The sequence below is a fragment of the Thioalkalivibrio sp. genome, assembly GCF_041685615.1.
Taxonomy (GTDB): domain Bacteria; phylum Pseudomonadota; class Gammaproteobacteria; order Ectothiorhodospirales; family Ectothiorhodospiraceae; genus Thioalkalivibrio.
The window spans coordinates 40144-55863 of the sequence record NZ_JAWLFK010000012.1; the positions used below are offsets into that span (position 1 = coordinate 40144).

General features: G+C 67.6%; 16 protein-coding genes and 1 pseudogene. 10 read left to right on the forward strand and 7 right to left on the reverse strand.

Annotation, left to right across the window (positions count from 1 at the left end; translation table 11 throughout):
• Nucleotides 1–18 precede the first annotated feature (18 nt).
• A complete protein-coding gene (locus ACESLR_RS04090; RefSeq protein WP_373066692.1) occupies nt 19–552 on the forward strand; it encodes a DsrE family protein in 534 nt (177 codons plus the stop codon).
• Between the two features lie 72 nt (nt 553–624).
• On the opposite strand, the gene ACESLR_RS04095 is transcribed toward ACESLR_RS04090, so the two are convergent.
• Nucleotides 625–1767: a glycerate kinase gene (locus ACESLR_RS04095; protein ID WP_373023793.1), complete on the reverse strand. Its 1143-nt coding sequence runs from the start codon at nt 1765–1767 to the stop codon at nt 625–627.
• A complete protein-coding gene (locus tag ACESLR_RS04100; protein WP_373023794.1) occupies nt 1760–3121 on the reverse strand; it encodes a GntP family permease in 1362 nt (453 codons plus the stop codon). The genes ACESLR_RS04095 and ACESLR_RS04100 overlap by 8 nt, the downstream gene beginning before the upstream one ends.
• 124 nt (nt 3122–3245) lie before the next feature.
• Here ACESLR_RS04100 and ACESLR_RS04105 point away from each other — a divergent pair, with 124 nt between their 5' ends.
• Together ACESLR_RS04105 and ACESLR_RS04110 are read left to right on the forward strand one after the other, a co-directional pair.
• Nucleotides 3246–3815, forward strand: a complete 570-nt coding sequence (locus ACESLR_RS04105; RefSeq protein WP_373023795.1) for a Spy/CpxP family protein refolding chaperone — start codon at nt 3246–3248, stop codon at nt 3813–3815.
• Nucleotides 3816–3888: 73 nt separating this feature from the next.
• Nucleotides 3889–4542 carry a cupin domain-containing protein gene (locus tag ACESLR_RS04110; RefSeq protein ID WP_373054181.1) on the forward strand — a complete coding sequence of 218 codons (654 nt, stop codon included), beginning with the start codon at nt 3889–3891 and terminating at the stop codon, nt 4540–4542.
• A gap of 316 nt (nt 4543–4858) precedes the next feature.
• Here ACESLR_RS04110 and ACESLR_RS04115 read toward each other — a convergent pair.
• Nucleotides 4859–5185: pseudogene (locus tag ACESLR_RS04115) on the reverse strand (GIY-YIG nuclease family protein); the annotation flags it as partial.
• Nucleotides 5182–5508 (reverse strand): DUF3634 family protein, encoded by a 327-nt coding sequence (locus tag ACESLR_RS04120; protein ID WP_373023797.1) that lies wholly within the window; start codon nt 5506–5508, stop codon nt 5182–5184. The gene ACESLR_RS04120 and the pseudogene ACESLR_RS04115, both read right to left, overlap by 4 nt.
• A 225-nt stretch (nt 5509–5733) precedes the next feature.
• Between ACESLR_RS04120 and ACESLR_RS04125 the strand changes: the two genes are divergently transcribed.
• The 3 genes from ACESLR_RS04125 (at nt 5734) to ACESLR_RS04135 (ending at nt 7965) form a co-directional block, all read left to right on the forward strand.
• A complete protein-coding gene (locus tag ACESLR_RS04125; protein WP_373023798.1) occupies nt 5734–6093 on the forward strand; it encodes an antitoxin Xre/MbcA/ParS toxin-binding domain-containing protein in 360 nt (119 codons plus the stop codon).
• A gap of 12 nt (nt 6094–6105) precedes the next feature.
• A complete protein-coding gene (locus tag ACESLR_RS04130) occupies nt 6106–6852 on the forward strand; it encodes an RES family NAD+ phosphorylase (protein WP_373023799.1) in 747 nt (248 codons plus the stop codon).
• A gap of 201 nt (nt 6853–7053) precedes the next feature.
• Nucleotides 7054–7965 carry a D-hexose-6-phosphate mutarotase gene (locus tag ACESLR_RS04135; protein ID WP_373023800.1) on the forward strand — a complete coding sequence of 304 codons (912 nt, stop codon included), beginning with the start codon at nt 7054–7056 and terminating at the stop codon, nt 7963–7965.
• Nucleotides 7966–8191: 226 nt separating this feature from the next.
• Here ACESLR_RS04135 and ACESLR_RS04140 read toward each other — a convergent pair whose 3' ends face one another.
• Complete coding sequence (locus ACESLR_RS04140; RefSeq protein WP_373023801.1) at nt 8192–9031, reverse strand: hypothetical protein; 840 nt, start codon at nt 9029–9031, stop codon at nt 8192–8194.
• Nucleotides 9031–11142 carry a molybdopterin-dependent oxidoreductase gene (locus ACESLR_RS04145; protein ID WP_373023802.1) on the reverse strand — a complete coding sequence of 704 codons (2112 nt, stop codon included), beginning with the start codon at nt 11140–11142 and terminating at the stop codon, nt 9031–9033. Before ACESLR_RS04145 ends, ACESLR_RS04140 begins: the two co-directional genes overlap by 1 nt.
• Before the next feature lie 180 nt (nt 11143–11322).
• On the opposite strand from ACESLR_RS04145, the gene ACESLR_RS04150 reads away from it, so the two are divergent.
• A complete protein-coding gene (locus ACESLR_RS04150) occupies nt 11323–11679 on the forward strand; it encodes a nucleotide pyrophosphohydrolase (protein WP_373023803.1) in 357 nt (118 codons plus the stop codon).
• Nucleotides 11680–11853: 174 nt separating this feature from the next.
• Nucleotides 11854–12222, forward strand: coding sequence for a rhodanese-like domain-containing protein (locus ACESLR_RS04155; RefSeq protein WP_373023804.1), 369 nt, complete (start codon nt 11854–11856; stop codon nt 12220–12222).
• A 204-nt stretch (nt 12223–12426) separates the two neighbouring features.
• Here ACESLR_RS04155 and ACESLR_RS04160 read toward each other — a convergent pair whose 3' ends face one another.
• The gene (locus ACESLR_RS04160; RefSeq protein WP_373023805.1) at nt 12427–12630 is read right to left on the reverse strand and encodes a hypothetical protein; all 204 of its coding nucleotides are present in this window, start codon (nt 12628–12630) and stop codon (nt 12427–12429) included.
• Between the two features lie 197 nt (nt 12631–12827).
• Here ACESLR_RS04160 and ACESLR_RS04165 point away from each other — a divergent pair, with 197 nt between their 5' ends.
• Together ACESLR_RS04165 and katG are read left to right on the forward strand one after the other, a co-directional pair.
• Nucleotides 12828–13376: a glutathione peroxidase gene (locus tag ACESLR_RS04165; protein ID WP_373023806.1), complete on the forward strand. Its 549-nt coding sequence runs from the start codon at nt 12828–12830 to the stop codon at nt 13374–13376.
• A 232-nt stretch (nt 13377–13608) separates the two neighbouring features.
• Nucleotides 13609–15720: catalase/peroxidase HPI (gene katG, locus ACESLR_RS04170; RefSeq protein ID WP_373066696.1), on the forward strand; the 2112-nt coding region annotated here is incomplete at its 3' end.

Sequence of the window (15720 nt, forward strand, 5' to 3'; positions counted from 1 at the left end):
TCACATGGGAGTCCCATGATGAACATGATGACGAAATCGTCCCTGACGGTCCTGACCCTGGCAACGGCTCTCGCCCTTGGCGGCGCACAAGCGCAAACGCCGGATTACACGCCTGCGGAGTCCTCCAAGCCCGAACAATCGAGTGATCTCTATCACCCCGAGCCCACCGTGGTGGAGCCAGAGGTGAAGCCGCAGACGGATCCCTTCGCGGAGCATTTCGTGGTGTTCCAGGTGTCACGTGGCGACGACGTGAGTTTGAATCTGCCGCTGAACAACGCCAATAACACGATGGCCGCCTACGGTTACGACAACGCCTACGTGGAAGTGGTCGCGTATGGCCCGGGGCTGCGCATGATGCTGGCGGATGCCGAACAGGCTTCCCGGGTGCGAGAAATGGCCAGCCAGGGAATCCACTTTTCGGCCTGCGCCAACACCATGCGCGCCATGGGTGTCTTGCAGGAGGACCTGACCGAAGGCGTAAAGATCGTCAACAGCGGGGTGGAGCGTATCAACGAGTTGCAGCGAGCCGGATTTACCTACGTCCGGCCGTAGCGTTGTGAGGTCGTCGCTGGGTCCGCTGCCGGCCGGGCGAGACGCAGACACTGGTTGACCCGGAGGATCCGATCAGGTCCCGGTCGCCTCGATCAGCGCACGGCTGCGCTCGGCGATGTAGTGTGCCGGGCGGGCCATGGCCTGGTCCAGGGTAATGCTGCCGTCGCACAGGGCGCGGGCGTCGCTCAGGCCGAAGGCGGCGATCTCGGCCTCGTTGCAGGCGATGGAACCGGCGATCGCCACCACCGGGACCTGCAGTTCCCGGGCGCGGCGCACGACTTCTGCCACCACCTTGCCGTGCGAGGTCTGGCCGTCCAGCTGGCCCTCGCCGGTGATGACCAGATCGGCCTCGCGGATCGCGGCATCCAGCCCGATGAGTTCGGCCAGGTAGCCCGCGCCCATGCGCGCGCTACCGCCGAGGACGCAGTCCAGCGCGAAGCCCAGTCCGCCGGCGGCGCCGGCGCCCGGGGTGTCGGTGGGACGATGGAGGTGCCCGGCGGCATCAATGCAACGGGCCAGATGCTCCATGTGCCCATCCATCGCCGCGATGTCGGCCGCCTTCAGGCCTTTTTGCGGGCCGAATACCGCCGCCGCGCCATGCGGCCCGGTCAGGGGGTTGTCCACGTCGTTGAGCACGGTGATGTCGATGCGGGCCAGGCGCGGGTCCAGTGCGTCGAAATCGGCCCGTGCCAGATCGGCCAGGCCCGCCGGGTGGGGCGCAAGCGCGTCTCCCTTGGCATCCAGGAAGCGCACGCCCAGGGCCGCCAGCATGCCCGCGCCGCCATCCACCGTGCCGCTGCCGCCGAGGCCGATCATCAGGTGTTCGGCGCCGGCGTCCAGGGCCGCCCGCATCAGTTCGCCGACGCCGAAGCTGTGGAGCTGCCAGGGGTCGTGCCGGTCGCCGGGGATCCGGTCCAGCCCGCAGGCGGAGGCGACATCAATCACGGCCCGCTGCTCGCGGTGATCGCAGCCCCATCCGGCGCTCAGGTGGGCGCCGGTGGGGCCGGTCACATCCGACAGGTGCCAGGCCCAGCCGAGGGTGTGGCTGACCAGCCGTGCCGTCCCCTCGCCGCCATCCGCCATGGGCAGGGAACGCACCCGGCCATCCGGTCGCGCGGCGTGCACCCCGCGGGCCATGGCGGCGGCGACGTCCTCGGCCTCCAGGCTTCCCTTGTAGCTGTCCGGGCAGACGACGACCCGGAATCGTTCAGACAAAGATCAGCCCCAAGAGGTAGATGGTGATCATCGCGCTGATGCCCTGCAGCAGCGTGGCGGTGGTGAATGCCTTGTACGCGGTGGACACCTTCATGCGGCTGAACTGGGTGACCACCCAGAAGAAGCTGTCGTTGGCGTGCGAGACGGTCATCGCACCGGCACCCACGGCCATCACGGCCAGCACCATGCCCATGGTGGAATCCAGGCCCAGGGAGGCGAGCATCGGCGCGATCATGCTGGATGCGGTGACCAGCGCCACGGTGGACGACCCCTGGGCGGACTTCAGCGCCGCCGCGATCAGGAACGGCACCAGCAGGCCCAGGCCCAGACCGCTCAGCAGGTCTCCCAGTTGGTCGCCGATCGGCGTCTCGCGCAGCACGTTGCCAAACGCGCCCCCGGCCCCGGTGATCAGGATGATCGGGGCCGCGAGCAGGATGGCGTCCACCGTCATCTGGTGGAAGCGGTCCTTGATGCCGGCTCCCTTGATCAGCAGCAGCGCGAAGATGACGCCAATGGCCAGCGCCACGACCGGGGTCCCGAGGAAGATCAGCGCGGCGGCGAACAGGCCGGCGTCGGCATCCCGGGTTACCAGTGATGCAACGGAGCCGATGGAGATCAGCACGATGGGCGCCAGGATCGGCATGAACGCGCCCAGGGTCGTCGGGCGGTGCTCCAGCTTGAGCTCTTCCTTCTCGACCTCCTGTCCGGTGGCCTCGCTGATCGGATCCGGTTCCAGCAGTTCTTCGTCATTGGCATGCGTGTAGCGGCTGGCCCACAGCCAGCCCACGGCGGCCGCCACCGCGGAGACGAACAGCCCGACCAGGATCACCAGGCCCAGCGCATCGGCGATGCCGACGTTGCTGGCCGCCGCGATCGGTCCGGGGGTGGGCGGCACGAAGTTATGCGTGGCGAACAGCCCGGTGGCCAGCGCGACACTCATGGCGACCACCGAGATGCCGGCGGTCCTGGCCAGCGCGTTCTTCAGCGAGTTCAGGATCACGTAGCCGGAGTCGCAGAACACCGGGATGGACACGATGTAGCCGATAATCGAGACCGTCAGGGTGGGGAAGCGGTCGGACAGCGCGCGGATGATCGCCTCCGCCATCACCACGGCCGCTCCGGTGCGGTCGAGGATGACCCCGATGATCGTGCCCAGGGCGATCACGATGCCGATGTAGCCCAGGGTGCTGCCGAAACCGTCATTGATGACGCTGATCGCCTCGCGCGGCGCGATCCCGCCGATGAGTGCCATCGCGAAGGCGGCGATGAGCAGGGCGAGGAACGGATGCACGCGCAATTTCGCAGTGGCGAACACCAGCGCGGCGACGACCACAATCAAGCCGATAATCAGCATGTCGCGTCCTTTTGCCTTTTTATAAGTATCGATCCGGAGTCTAGACGTCCGTGAGCGGTTCGGTGTCCCGTGACTGGTCTGAGCGCTACAATCCAGACGCCATTTCTTGCCAGGGGATTCCTTCATGCATCGTGTTATTGCTTTTTCGGGGTGGATGGGCGCGAGCCTTGCGCTGGTGATGTCCGCATCGGCCGCGGCCAATCCGTATTCCGGGTTGCAGGAGCGCAAAATCAAGGCGCTCTCCGCGCAGGAGACCGAAGACCTCCAGGAAGGACGCGGCATGGGGATGGCGCTGCCGGCCGAGTTGCACGGCTATCCGGGCCCGCTGCATGTGCTGGAGGTGTCCGGGGAGCTGGACCTGACGACCGACCAGCACCGCGAGACCGAGCGGCTGTTCGAGACCATGCAGGAGCAGGCGCGCGAACTGGGCCGACGGATCGTGGAGCGCGAAAGGGAACTGGACGCGCGCTTCGCGGAGGGCGGGATCTCCAGCGATACCATCGAGACGCTCACGGTCGAGATCGGCGAGCTGCGTGGCCGCCTGCGCCACGTGCATCTGTCCTACCATCTGAAGATGGATGCGTTGCTCAGCGACGAGCAGAAGGCGCGCTATCGGCAGGCCCGCGGTTATCACGGCGAGGCGGAAAACCACCCGGGTGCTGAGCCTCACGGCCACGACGGTCACCATCACTGAACGCCCGTGCCCTTGCCGGCAAGGAACTAACCGGCCGGGGCTGTGTTCGATTGAAAAGACGATCGGAGCGCGCATGACGGGAGCCCTGAACCTGGATCTGAACCGGCCGGTGGTCGTGGAGACGGCGGCGCAGTCGTGGAGCGGCAGCCGTGCCGACGGCGTGGTGCGCAAGCCGCTGGAACGCGAGCAGGCGGAAGCGGGCCGCGCCACCAGCATCGTGCAGTTCCAGCCCGGAGCCCGTTTCCCGCCGCACACGCATGCGCTGGGCGAGGAGATCCTGGTGCTGGACGGCGTGTTCTCCGACGAAACTGGTGCCTACCCCGCCGGCACCTACCTGCGCAATCCGCCGGGTTCCCGCCATACGCCGCACTCGGATCCCGGCTGCACGCTGTTCGTGAAGCTGGAGCAGTTCGCGCCGGAGGACCGCGAGAAGGTGGTGGTGGATACCCGCTCGGCGCCCTTCCAGCCGGGCATCGGCGGGTTGCGCGTGCTGCATCTGCACAGATTCGGGACCGAACACACCGCACTGGTGCACTGGCCGGCGGGCGAACACTTCCAGCCCCACCGGCACTGGGGTGGGGAGGAGATCCTGGTGCTGTCCGGCGAGTTCATTGACGAGCACGGGCGCTATCCCGCCGGCACGTGGATCCGCAGCCCGCATTCGAGTCAGCACGATCCCTGGGTGGAGGAGGAGACGCTGATCTACGTGAAGACCGGTCACCTGTGATGCCCTGCGTCCGGGTCTGCGCTTCGACAGGCTAAGGCTCCCGGGTCGGGTACAGCGATCCTATTTCTGGCGCTGTACTGGTCGCGGATGACGCGCCGCGGCGCGCTGGCCGGGATCGTGGGCGCAGCCGCGGTAATCCTCGGGAACCTGGCCGGGGGCGGGCTGTTCGACGTCTACGAACTCCTGCCCGGATTCCTCCTGGCCACCGTGGCCATCGTCGTTGTCAGCCTGCTGACGGGTGGGCCGAAAGAGTCGGTGCAGCGCCGGTTCCAGGCGTCGCGGCGGCGCCCCGCGGACTGACCGCGGCGGAGCATCGGTCAACGACGGCTTCGCGGGCCCACTGGCGGGCCAGCGAACGCTTGGCACGCGGCGAGGTCTGTTTGACCCGGTGTTCCTCGCGCAGGGCCTCATTGCGCGAGGCAAAGCCGCGGGCCGCCAGTAGCTGTACGGGCTTGTGCATGCGGGTGAACCGGGCCCCGCGCCCGGCGGCGTGGGCAGCCATGCGCGCCGCGAGGTACGGCGTGATTCCGGTATAGATGCGCCCACCCTGGCATTCCAGCAGATAGACGTACCAGGTCCCGTCACGCGGCCCGGACGCGGCAGGATTCGGCACCACGGCTTGTGCCGCGCGGGCCGGGCTCATCGGCGTTTTTTGCGGCGCTTCTGGCCTACCTTGATGCGCTGCAGCGCGGCCTGCAGTTCAGCGTGGGCCTCCTTCGGGATCGAGGACGATCCGCGCAGGCGCAGCCCCTTCTGGCGGCGGACCGCGGTCAGACGGCCCTTCTGGATAGCGTAGCGCCGTGCCACATCCCGCACCGTGTGCTGGAACGACTTCGGCGGATCGCCGCGGCGGACCCGCGGATGACCGTCCTCGATCTCGATGCTGAAGATGATGCTGACCTGCCAGATCAGCAGGGCGCCCGCGACCAGCAGCAACGCAATCATCAACAGCAGCGAGATCAGCATGGCGCTCCCTCCGGCGGGATCGGCCCGAAGGAGTCGGGCCGTGGGTCAATGGACTGGGCCGATCGTAGCACTCCAGCCCCGGCTTGCGATTCCATCGTGCCCATTCAGGGCCGGCGAAAGGGGCTTTGTCCGCATCGGAATGGTCTGAACCGATATGCTTCAAGAATGTTCATTATGCACATTTGTTAGTACGATGTTCCATATGGGACTTTGTGGAGAGGCGTCATGAGCACTGCAGAAGCCCTGGCCCCGGAGCGCGCCGATGTCCTGCGCGAGGCGCTGGTCAATGCCGGCAAGGCGCTGGGCCTGACCCAGGCGGAGCTGGGCGAGGTGATCGGACGCGGGCGTACGGACATCAGCCGGGGCAACGTTGACCCGGCCAGCAAGCCGGGTGAACTGGCGCTGCTGTTGATCCGCTGCTATCGCGCCCTGTACGTCCTGACCGGCGGGGATGCTGCGGCCATGAAGCACTGGATGCACACGCAGAATCATCACACCCGTGGCGTGCCCGCCGAGCAGATCCGCACGGTGCAGGGCCTGGTGGGTGTGCTGGAGTATCTCGATGCGATCCGCGGCAAGCTGTGAAGCGAGACGGATATGCCGGACTGGAATGCCCTGGTCGATGCCGCGCCGCGCGTCACGCTGAGAGGGGAGGTCCTTCGTCTGGTGGAGAGCCAGGAGCCGGTCGCCATCAACCAGCTCGTTTCCTCACTCGACCGCCAGGCGGTGCTGGAGGCGATGCTGGAGGCGACCAAGCCGCCCCGGCCTCCGGGCACGGAACGGCTGCATGATCTCCTCGCGACCCCGTTTCGTTATCCGCCGTTGCGCCACGGCTCGCGCTTCGGCCGTCGTCACGAACCCAGCCTGTTCTACGGCGCCTTGCGCGAGCGTACGGTCCTCGCCGAAGCGGCCTACTACCGGTTCGTGTTCTGGCATGGCATGGCGACCCCGCCACCGCGCAAGCTCGATACCCAGCACACGTTGTTCGCCGCACGCTACCAGAGCCCCAATGGCTTGCAGCTCCATCAGCCCCCGTTCGCGGAACACGCGGACCTGTTGCGTCATCCCGCCGACTATCAGGCCACCCAGGCCCTGGGCGCCGCGCTGCGCGAGGCCGGCATCGACCTGTTCGAATACCCGTCCGCCCGCGATCACGAGGCCGGCCTGAACCTCGGGCTCTTCAACGCGCGCCCGTTTACCCGCAACAATCCCGCACGCCACGATCCCTGGCTGTGCCAGCTCACCGCCGACCACGTCCGCTTCCTCAAGCCCCGCGACGGCGCCCTGCACGACTTCCCCCTGACCCAGTTCCACTACCAGGGCCAACTGCCACTCCCCGCCTGATACTCGCACCCGAACCGGTCATTTCGAGGCCTCGCAGAGGCCGCGGCAATCGGTCGAGCGGGCTCAAGCACCAGGCGGTCGCAATGCTGGTGCAAAGGCCTGGACCGGATCCGGCGCCTGGGATCCCCCGCACATGGGCGAGGCACTCGGTGCGTCACGGGGTCTGCTACGCTTCGGCCCATGTCGGACAGGAGAGATCAGATGACGGTTGAAGCGCTCACGGAACAGTTTTCGCATCCGGATGTGCGGTTTCGCCAGCAGGATGCGCTGGTGATGATCGATATCGAGAACGCGCACGGCAGCGCGACGATCACGACCTTTGGCGCGACACTGCTGAGCTATCGCCCGAAGGGTGGCGCCGATGTGCTGTGGGTGAGCGATACTGCACTCTACGACGGCAAGAAACCGGTGCGCGGCGGTGTCCCCGTCTGCTGGCCATGGTTCGGCTCGTACGATCCGGCCGCGCTGGGGCCCGACCCAAGCGACGAACACAAGAAGGGTCACGGGATCGCCCGCTATGCGTTCTGGGATGTCGAGTCCGTGGAATCGGTCGGCGATGCCACGCACGTCGTGTTCGTGCTGCCCCCGGACGACGACATCCGCAAGGCCTGGCCGCTGGAGTTCTCGCTGCGCCTGCACGTCACCCTGGGCGAGGCCCTGGAGATGACGCTGGAGGGCGAGAACCGCAGCGATCGCGAGTGGCGTGTGTCGGAGGCCTTCCACACCTACTTCGGCGTGGGCGAGGCCGAGGGCCTGGTGGTGCGCGGGTTGGACGGGACCACGCGGATCGACAAGCTGGCGGACGGCGAACGCGGGACGCAATCCGGCGACGTCGCCATGATGACCCCGATGGAGCAGGTGTTCGTCGGCCACCCGGGCACGCTCGTGATCGAGGATCGGGGCAACGCGCGCGAGATCGTCATCGAACGCGAGAACAGCGCCAGCAGCGTGCTCTGGAACCCCGGCCCGGAAGGTGTCCAGTCGTTCGCCGACATGCCCGACGACCAGTACCGCAAGGCGGTCTGCGTCGAAGTCGCCAACGTCCTGGACGATGCCTACCCGCTTGCCGCGGGCGCAACCCACGCCATGACCATGCGGCTCTCCGTGCGCTGAGCCAGCCGCCGGGCAGCGCCCCGGTGTGGCCTCCTGCCTCGCCGGCCCGGAGCGCAGAACCGGGATCTTCGGGCTGGAGAGGCGGCGGAGATCCCGGCTCACTGTTTTGCGGTGTCCGGGATGACGCAGGTGGGGGCGCGGAATGGCGACGGTCCCAAACCTTTGCTCTGTCTAGACCTGTCACGCTTGATCTTGGTGCGCCAGCTCCGGAAGCGGTGCACCTTGGCTACAGCGTGTGCCCGGTGAGTCGTCGGTAGATGTCGAAGCTGGCCTTGCGGTCACGACAGCGCAGGATGACGGCGCGGCCCGGTGTTGACGGGTCGGGTTGCACGTCGACGCCTGCCGCTTCGGCGGCCTGCAGGTTGGCCTTGCTCAGGTCGGCCTCGCCGAACACCGAGATTACGAAGCCACCGGGGATGGGCGGGGGCGGGGTGAACGCCTCGCCGTCGGCCAGCGCGACCCAGGCTGAAATGAACTCCGGGCCGTAGAAGTCGAAGAAGCCGTTGGAGCCGCGCAGGTGGGCCTCGATCGGCCGGCCGCCGATCAGTTCGAGGTTGCAGAGGCCGCTGTAGCCGGCCAGGTTGCGGCGAACCCAGTCGGCGATCCAGGGCTCGATCTCGGGCGCGGCGGCGCCGATCTCCCAGTAGATCGGGCGGGCGGCGTCCTTCGCCTCCGAACCGCGGGTGTGGGCAAACCAGCGTGCCGCGCCGTTCTCCACCAGGCAGTCGGTGCTGGTGTGGGTACCTTGCAGGCGCTGGCACCAGAAGCTGCCGGGCTCTGCCGGCACGTCGCCGGCCGGGATGGTGCGTGCGTTCAGCCCCATGCCGGCGAGGTTGGTGATCGGCTTGACGAACACCTCGGCGTCCGCCGCGATGCCGAGGTCCGTGGGTGCCACGCCGCAGGGTGCGGCGGTCAGCCCGGCATCCAGGGCCAGATGCAGTTTGTCGTAGATATGCCGGTGGTCCGGATTGAGCCGCCAGGCGGCGGCGTCGGACACGGCCACCTCCCGACACGGCTCGGGCCGGAAGATATGCTCGCGTTCGGGGAGGACACCGACGAACGGCACTACCCGGCCTCCGCTTGGCGTTTTGCGTGGCCTGCCGCCAGGCGCTCCACCTCGCACAGCAGCGACTTGAACGCGGGAAACCCGCTGATCGGGTCCAGCGAGCGGTCGTCGGTCAGTTCGTTCACGTTGGCGTGGTTCCAGCCGTGCTGGCAGTGCGCCACGCCGGGCTTGATGCGGTCGGTGACCTTCGCCACGAAGGCGACCCGCCCGCGTGGCGAGCGCACCTCCACGGTGTCGCCGTCGGCGATGCCGCGCGCCGCGGCGTCCTCGGGGTGCAGTTCCACCAGCGGCTCCGGCATCGCCCGGCGCATGCGCTCCAGGTACTGGTGCTGCGAGTGGGTGGCGTGCTTGTGGCGCGCGCCGCTGGTCAGTACCAGCGGATAGTCGCGCGCGAGATCCGGCGTGGAGACCGGGCTCTCGGCGGGTTCGCGCCAGACCGGCAGGCCGTCGTGCCCGGCCTCGCGCAGCTCGGCGGCGTCGAATTCCACCTTGCCGCTGACCGTGCGGAAGCCATGCAGCCGGTACTGGCGATCGCCCTCCTCGAAGCCGTGCTCGACCAGGTCGTCCAGCGCCTTCGCGAACACGGTGACCCCGTCCGGGTCGTTGTACACCTGCTCGCGGATGGTCTCGGGGATGCCCTCGGCGGCCTCGGCCCAGCTGGCCTCCAGGTCGCCGTTCCAGAACTGGTCCGCCATCCCGAGGCGCACGCCCAGCTCCAGGAACACCTCACCGTCGGCGCGCGCCTCGCCGCGCGGGGCCACCGCCTGATGGCGGTAGCGCAGCTCGCCGCGGAAGTTGCAGCCGGGATAGGCGATCAGCGCCGGGCGCTCCAGACTGGTGGCGGCCGGCAGCACGATGTCCGCCATGCGCGTGGCCGGGTTGTGGAAGAAGTCCGACACGGCGAAGAAATCCAGCGCGCCCAGCGCCTGTTCCATGCGCTTGGAGTTCGGCCACATCGCGGTGTTGATGCCCATCGCCAGCAGCGCGCGCACCCGCTGCGGCCGGCCTTCCAGGATCGCGTCCGGCAGCAGCATGCTCTGTGCCGCCGGCCAGTGGGCCGTCCACACCGGGAAGGTCTCGTCGCCGATGCGTGGCGGCAGGTTCTGTTTGCAGTGCTCGAACAGGTCGATCGGCTTCGGCGTGACCTTGTCGTTGAAGAAGCGGTTGCCGCCCTCGCGGTCGATGTTGCCGGTGACCGCCGCCAGCAGGGTCACCGCGCGGTGATTCTGGAAGCCGTTGGAATGCTGCACCGTGGCGGTGGGCGAGAGCATGATCTGCGCCGGGCTACGGGTCGCGTAGAGCTCGGCGGCGCGCCGCAGGTCGGCCTCTTCGATGCCGCAGATCGCCGCCACCCGCTGCGGCGGGAATCCGGCCACGTATTCACGAAAGGCCTCCACCCCGTTGCCCCATTCGTCGAGGAAGGCCTGGTCCTGCCAGCCGTTCTCGAAGATCAGGTAATGCATGCCCAGCGCCAGCGCGCCATCGGTGCCCGGGCGGATCTGCAGGTGCACCTCGGCCTGCTCCGCCAGCGGGGTCACCCGCGGGTCCACCACCACGGTGGCGCAGCCGGGGCGTGCCGCGGCCAGCGCATGCTGATGGAACGGCGGGATGGACCCGCGCGGATTGGTGGACCACACCAGCAGGCAGCGGGTGGCATCCGAGGCCACGGTGGACGAGGTCTTGATCTTTGTGCCGAAGGTCACCTCCTCCGCCACCTTGGTGGAGGAGAAGCAGCAGCCGCTCTCGGTCAGGTAGTTGGGCGAGCCGAAGGCATGCGCCAGGCGCTGGAGCTGCGGCCGGGCCTCCTTGGTATAGCCGGCGAAGAAGGCCGCCGCCGGGGCCCCGTGTTCCTCGCGGGTGGCGTGCAGGCGCTCGGCGATGGTGTCCAGCGCCTCGTCCCAGGAGATGCGCTCGAACTGGCCGCTGCCGCGCGGGCCCGTTCGCCGCAGCGGGTAGAGCAGGCGCTCCGGGTGGTTGCGGCGATCCAGCTGGACGTAACAGCGCGGACAGTCGGGACCGTCGATCTTCACCGGCTCGCCATTCGTGTCGAGGTGCACGTCGATTGCGCAGTTCGCATCGCACTCGTAACAGGTACTTTTTACACTCGCCATCGGGCGATGTTCCTTGTTCCGCGGGCAGTCCCGGTTGCTGAAGGCCGATTATGCCGGTAGCCGGCGAGCGCTCGTGAACAACGCCTGGAATCGCGGGGCCACCGCTGTAGGGGGCGGCACGCCTGGCGTTGGTTGCGGGTACGATGCGAGCCGGGCGGTGATCAATAACAAGGGGGCGCGATGACACGAGAATCGGATGGCGCACAGGGACTGGATCAACTCGCCCGGCAACTGGAAGCGTTCGTCGAGGCGCGCGACCGAGTACGGTTCAATTCGCCCAAGAATCTTTCCATGGCGCTGGCGGGCGAGGTCGGTGAGCTGATCGAACACTTCCAGTGGCTGACCCAGGAACAGTCCAGCCACCTGTCCTCCGACAGTCACGAGGCGGTGTGCCAGGAGATCGCCGACGTCCAGATCTATCTCCTGCTGCTGGCCCGCAAGCTCGATATCGACCCGCTGCAGGCGGCTCGCGACAGGCTGCAGACCCGTTCCCGCCAACACCCCGATCGGTCGTGCGAACCCCCGGCGTCGGGGTGACGACCGGTCCCGGACTGCGGCCAGTCTTGGCGGGGGCTTCGCCTGCGAGCAGGCTGCTACAAAGGGGTGGACTCTGCCTTTTCGGCTTTCGCGGGATGGGGCCAAGGCGTTTCGCGGGTGTGGGTGGCGGTATCCTCGGGGTGGGTACAGGCAGCCGGGCAGGAGGTGATCGCGATGGGCTGGAACCCGTGGTGGCCGTTCGGGCGCGTGCCGGAGATCCGTCCGGAGGATCTGGCGCGGGCGCTGGAGAAGGCCGAGGTGCAAGTGCTGGACGTGCGCACCGGGGTCGAGCACAGCAGGAGTCGCATCCCGGGCGCCCGGCACCTCCCGATCACTCGGCTCTCCGAGGCGGCGTTGTCCGACCTGGAACTGGATCGTGATCGCCCTGTGGTGGCGATCTGTCTCAGTGCACACCGCAGCATCCCCGCCGTACGCAAACTGCGCGCCCACGGCTACGAGGCCCTTCAGCTTCGTGGTGGGATGCTGGCCTGGTGGCGGGCGGGCCTGCCGTGCGCGCACGGCAGCAGCGGTGCCGACGGTTGAAGGCGCGAGGATGCCTCCCGTACGTACGGGGCCGGGTAGGCGGGGCGGCGCAAGAAGCCGGGGGCGGGGTTCCTCGGCCGCCGTATGCGGGCCTGGCAGGCGGACCGGCATCCGACAACCGGGTTGCCCTGGCGGCTGCGCCTTTCTGGTTACCCGCTGCCTGTTACGTCCGATCGTCGTCGTCCGCGGGTGACGGTTCCTGACTTATTCGGCGTCGTCATCCTGCTTGCCGCCGGGGGTGACGGCGCGCCCCGCCGCGCCCACGGCCTTGCCGGTTGCCTTCATGGTTCCGGTGGTGGCGCTGACGGCGGCGCTTCCGGTGGCACCCGCCACCTTCACGGCGGTGCAGCCGGTTGCCAGCGGCAGGATCAGTGCGAGCAGCAGGAGGGGGCGGGTACGAGCAAGCATCGGAGAAGACCTTCTTGGCATTCGGGCACGAGGGTACGCGTCACGCAGTCGCCAGGCCAGGGCGCGGCATTCCGGGGCTGAACCCCGCCAGATCGGGGCGATCCCGGCGGGGGCGGGCGCATCCGTCGTGGCCGAACGAAGAAAGAACCCCGCGCTGTGGTAGTGGTCAGAAGCTCACGCCCGTGTGGAGATCCGCCATGTTCCGTTTTGCGCGTTTGTTTGTTTCCCTCTTGCTGGTGCTGCCGGTGGCCGTCGCGAGCGCCGGCGAACCGGACCGGGCGGCCTTGTTCCAGCACGAGCTGGGGCGGCTGCATTCCTCGGAGGTCGTGAACCTGCAGGAGCGTTTCCAGGGGCATCCGCTGCTGATCATCAACACGGCCAGCCATTGCGGTTACACCGACCAGTTCGGCGGTCTGGAACAGTTGCACCAGGACTACCGGGACCGGGGGTTGAAGGTGGTCGGCTTCCCTTCCCATGACTTCAACCAGGAGGCCGACGACGAGGCCGAGACCGCCCGGGTGTGCTTCGAGAACTTTGGCGTCACCTTCGACATGTTCAGGCCGATTGGCGTGCGTGGCGCGGATGCCCATCCGATCTTCCGCGAGCTGGCGCGCCAGGCCGATGCCCCGCGCTGGAACTTCTACAAGTACGTGGTGGATCGGGAGGGTCGGGTGGTCGCGCATTTCCCCAGCCAGGCAGGCCCCGGCTCCGCCGAGTTGCGCCGTGCGATCGAGGGCATCCTGTAGCCGCCGCGCCGTGCACTCGCCCGTGGAGGGATAGTGTCGGACTATCGCGATTATGGTGAATCTCAACTGGCACCAATGACTCTGGCAGCCTACCTTCAGAAATACGTAAACAGCACGCCGTTCTCCGGTCGCAGCCGGGCCGAGACGAAAACGACGTGCGGTCCCCTGCGGAAGCCGGCGACCCAGAAAGGATGGCGGCTTCCCGAACACGAATACGCTCTGCGCAGCGAGCATGGAGAACGATATGGGTGAGCATCAGAACATGGGCAAGTGCCCGGTCATGCACGGCGGCGAGACGGCCGCGGGTCACTCGGTGATGGACTGGTGGCCGGAGTCGCTCAACATGGACATCCTGCACCAGCATGACCGCAAGACGAACCCGATGGGTGAGGACTTCAACTATCGGGAAGAGGTGAAGAAGCTCGACTTCGAAGCGCTGAAGAAGGACATGCACGCGCTGCTGACCGAGAGCCAGGCGTGGTGGCCGGCCGACTGGGGTCATTACGGCGGGCTGATGATCCGCATGTCCTGGCACGCGGCGGGTACCTACCGGATTGCCGATGGCCGCGGTGGCGGCGGCACCGGCAACCAGCGCTTCGCGCCGATCAACAGCTGGCCGGACAACGCCAGCCTGGACAAGGCACGCCGCCTGCTGTGGCCAATCAAGAAGAAATACGGCAACAAGATCAGCTGGGCGGATCTGATCATTCTGGCCGGCAACGTGGCCTACGAGAACATGGGTCTGAAGACCTTCGGCTTCTCCTTTGGCCGCGAGGACATCTGGCACCCCGAGAAGGACACCTACTGGGGGGCCGAGAAGGAGTGGCTGGCACCTTCCGACGAGCGCTACGGCGACGTCGACAAGCCCGACACGATGGAGAACCCGCTGGCCGCCGTCCAGATGGGCCTGATCTACGTGAACCCGGAAGGCGTCAACGGCAAGCCCGATCCGCTGAAGACCGGTGAGCAGGTGCGCGAGACCTTCGCCCGCATGGCGATGAACGACGAAGAGACCGCGGCGCTGACCGCCGGTGGCCACACCGTGGGCAAGTGCCACGGCAACGGCGATGCCGGCGCGCTGGGGCCGGAACCCGAAGGGGCCGATGTCGAGGAACAGGGCTTCGGCTGGAAGAACCCCAACATGCAGGGCAAGGCCGCCAACGCCATCACCTCCGGCATCGAGGGGGCCTGGACCAAGAACCCGACGCAGTTCGACATGGGGTACTTCGAGGCCCTGCTCGACCACGAATGGGAGCTCAAGAAGAGCCCGGCCGGGGCCTGGCAGTGGGAGCCGGTGGATATGCAGGAGGAGGACAAGCCGGTCGACGCCACGGACCCGTCCATCCGCCATAACCCGATCATGACCGACGCGGACATGGCGATGAAGATGGACCCCGTCTACCGCCAGTACATGGATGCGTTCCGCAAAGACCCCGAGTACTTCAAGGACTGCTTCGCCCGTGCCTGGTTCAAGCTGATCCACCGCGATATGGGCCCGAAGACCCGTTACATCGGCCCGGACGCGCCGCAGGAAGACCTGATCTGGCAGGACCCGGTGCCGGCCGGCAACACCGACTATTCCGTCGAGGCCGCCAAACAGAAGATTGCCGAGAGTGGCCTGAGTATCGCCGAGATGGTCGCGACCGCCTGGGACAGCGCCCGTACCTTCCGTGGCTCCGATATGCGCGGTGGTGCCAACGGTGCCCGCATCCGCCTGGCGCCGCAGAAGGACTGGGAAGGCAACGAGCCCGGGCGCCTGGCGCGCGTGCTCAAGGTCTACGAGCAGCTCTCCGCCGAGACGGGCGCGAGCGTCGCCGACCTGATCGTGCTGGGCGGCAGCGTGGGCATCGAGCAGGCGGCCCGGGCGGCCGGTCACGATGTGCTGGTGCCGTTCATCCCGGGCCGGGGTGACGCCAGCGCCGAGATGACCGACGCCGACTCCTTCGAGCCCCTGGAGCCGCTGGCCGATGGCTTCCGCAACTGGCTGAAGAAGGACTACGTGGTCAAACCGGAGGAGATGCTGCTCGACCGCGCCCAGCTGATGGGCCTGACCGCGCCGGAGATGACCGTGCTGATCGGCGGCATGCGCGTGCTGGGCACCAACCATGGTGGCAGCCAGCATGGCGTGTTCACCGACCGTGAAGGGCAGCTGACGAACGACTTCTTCGTCAACCTGACCGACATGGCCTACGCCTGGCAGCCCGCGGGCAACGGCGTGTACGAGGTGCGCGATCGCCAGGGCGATCAGGTGAAGTGGACCGCCAGCCGCATCGACCTGGTGTTCGGCTCCAACTCCATCCTGCGCAGCTACGCCGAGGTGTACGCCCAGGACGACAACGAGGAG

What these genes read in the sequence shown, in the direction of transcription:
- ACESLR_RS04090 (WP_373066692.1), top strand. Translation starts at nt 19, where the DNA reads ATGAACATGATGACGAAATCGTCCCTGACGGTCCTGACCCTGGCAACG.
- ACESLR_RS04100 (WP_373023794.1), bottom strand. Translation starts at nt 3,121, where the DNA reads ATGCTGATTATCGGCTTGATTGTGGTCGTCGCCGCGCTGGTGTTCGCC.
- ACESLR_RS04105 (WP_373023795.1), top strand. Translation starts at nt 3,246, where the DNA reads ATGCATCGTGTTATTGCTTTTTCGGGGTGGATGGGCGCGAGCCTTGCG.
- ACESLR_RS04110 (WP_373054181.1), top strand. Translation starts at nt 3,889, where the DNA reads ATGACGGGAGCCCTGAACCTGGATCTGAACCGGCCGGTGGTCGTGGAG.
- ACESLR_RS04120 (WP_373023797.1), bottom strand. Translation starts at nt 5,508, where the DNA reads ATGCTGATCTCGCTGCTGTTGATGATTGCGTTGCTGCTGGTCGCGGGC.
- ACESLR_RS04125 (WP_373023798.1), top strand. Translation starts at nt 5,734, where the DNA reads ATGAGCACTGCAGAAGCCCTGGCCCCGGAGCGCGCCGATGTCCTGCGC.
- ACESLR_RS04130 (WP_373023799.1), top strand. Translation starts at nt 6,106, where the DNA reads ATGCCGGACTGGAATGCCCTGGTCGATGCCGCGCCGCGCGTCACGCTG.
- ACESLR_RS04135 (WP_373023800.1), top strand. Translation starts at nt 7,054, where the DNA reads ATGACGGTTGAAGCGCTCACGGAACAGTTTTCGCATCCGGATGTGCGG.
- ACESLR_RS04145 (WP_373023802.1), bottom strand. Translation starts at nt 11,142, where the DNA reads ATGGCGAGTGTAAAAAGTACCTGTTACGAGTGCGATGCGAACTGCGCA.
- ACESLR_RS04150 (WP_373023803.1), top strand. Translation starts at nt 11,323, where the DNA reads ATGACACGAGAATCGGATGGCGCACAGGGACTGGATCAACTCGCCCGG.
- ACESLR_RS04155 (WP_373023804.1), top strand. Translation starts at nt 11,854, where the DNA reads ATGGGCTGGAACCCGTGGTGGCCGTTCGGGCGCGTGCCGGAGATCCGT.
- ACESLR_RS04160 (WP_373023805.1), bottom strand. Translation starts at nt 12,630, where the DNA reads ATGCTTGCTCGTACCCGCCCCCTCCTGCTGCTCGCACTGATCCTGCCG.
- ACESLR_RS04165 (WP_373023806.1), top strand. Translation starts at nt 12,828, where the DNA reads ATGTTCCGTTTTGCGCGTTTGTTTGTTTCCCTCTTGCTGGTGCTGCCG.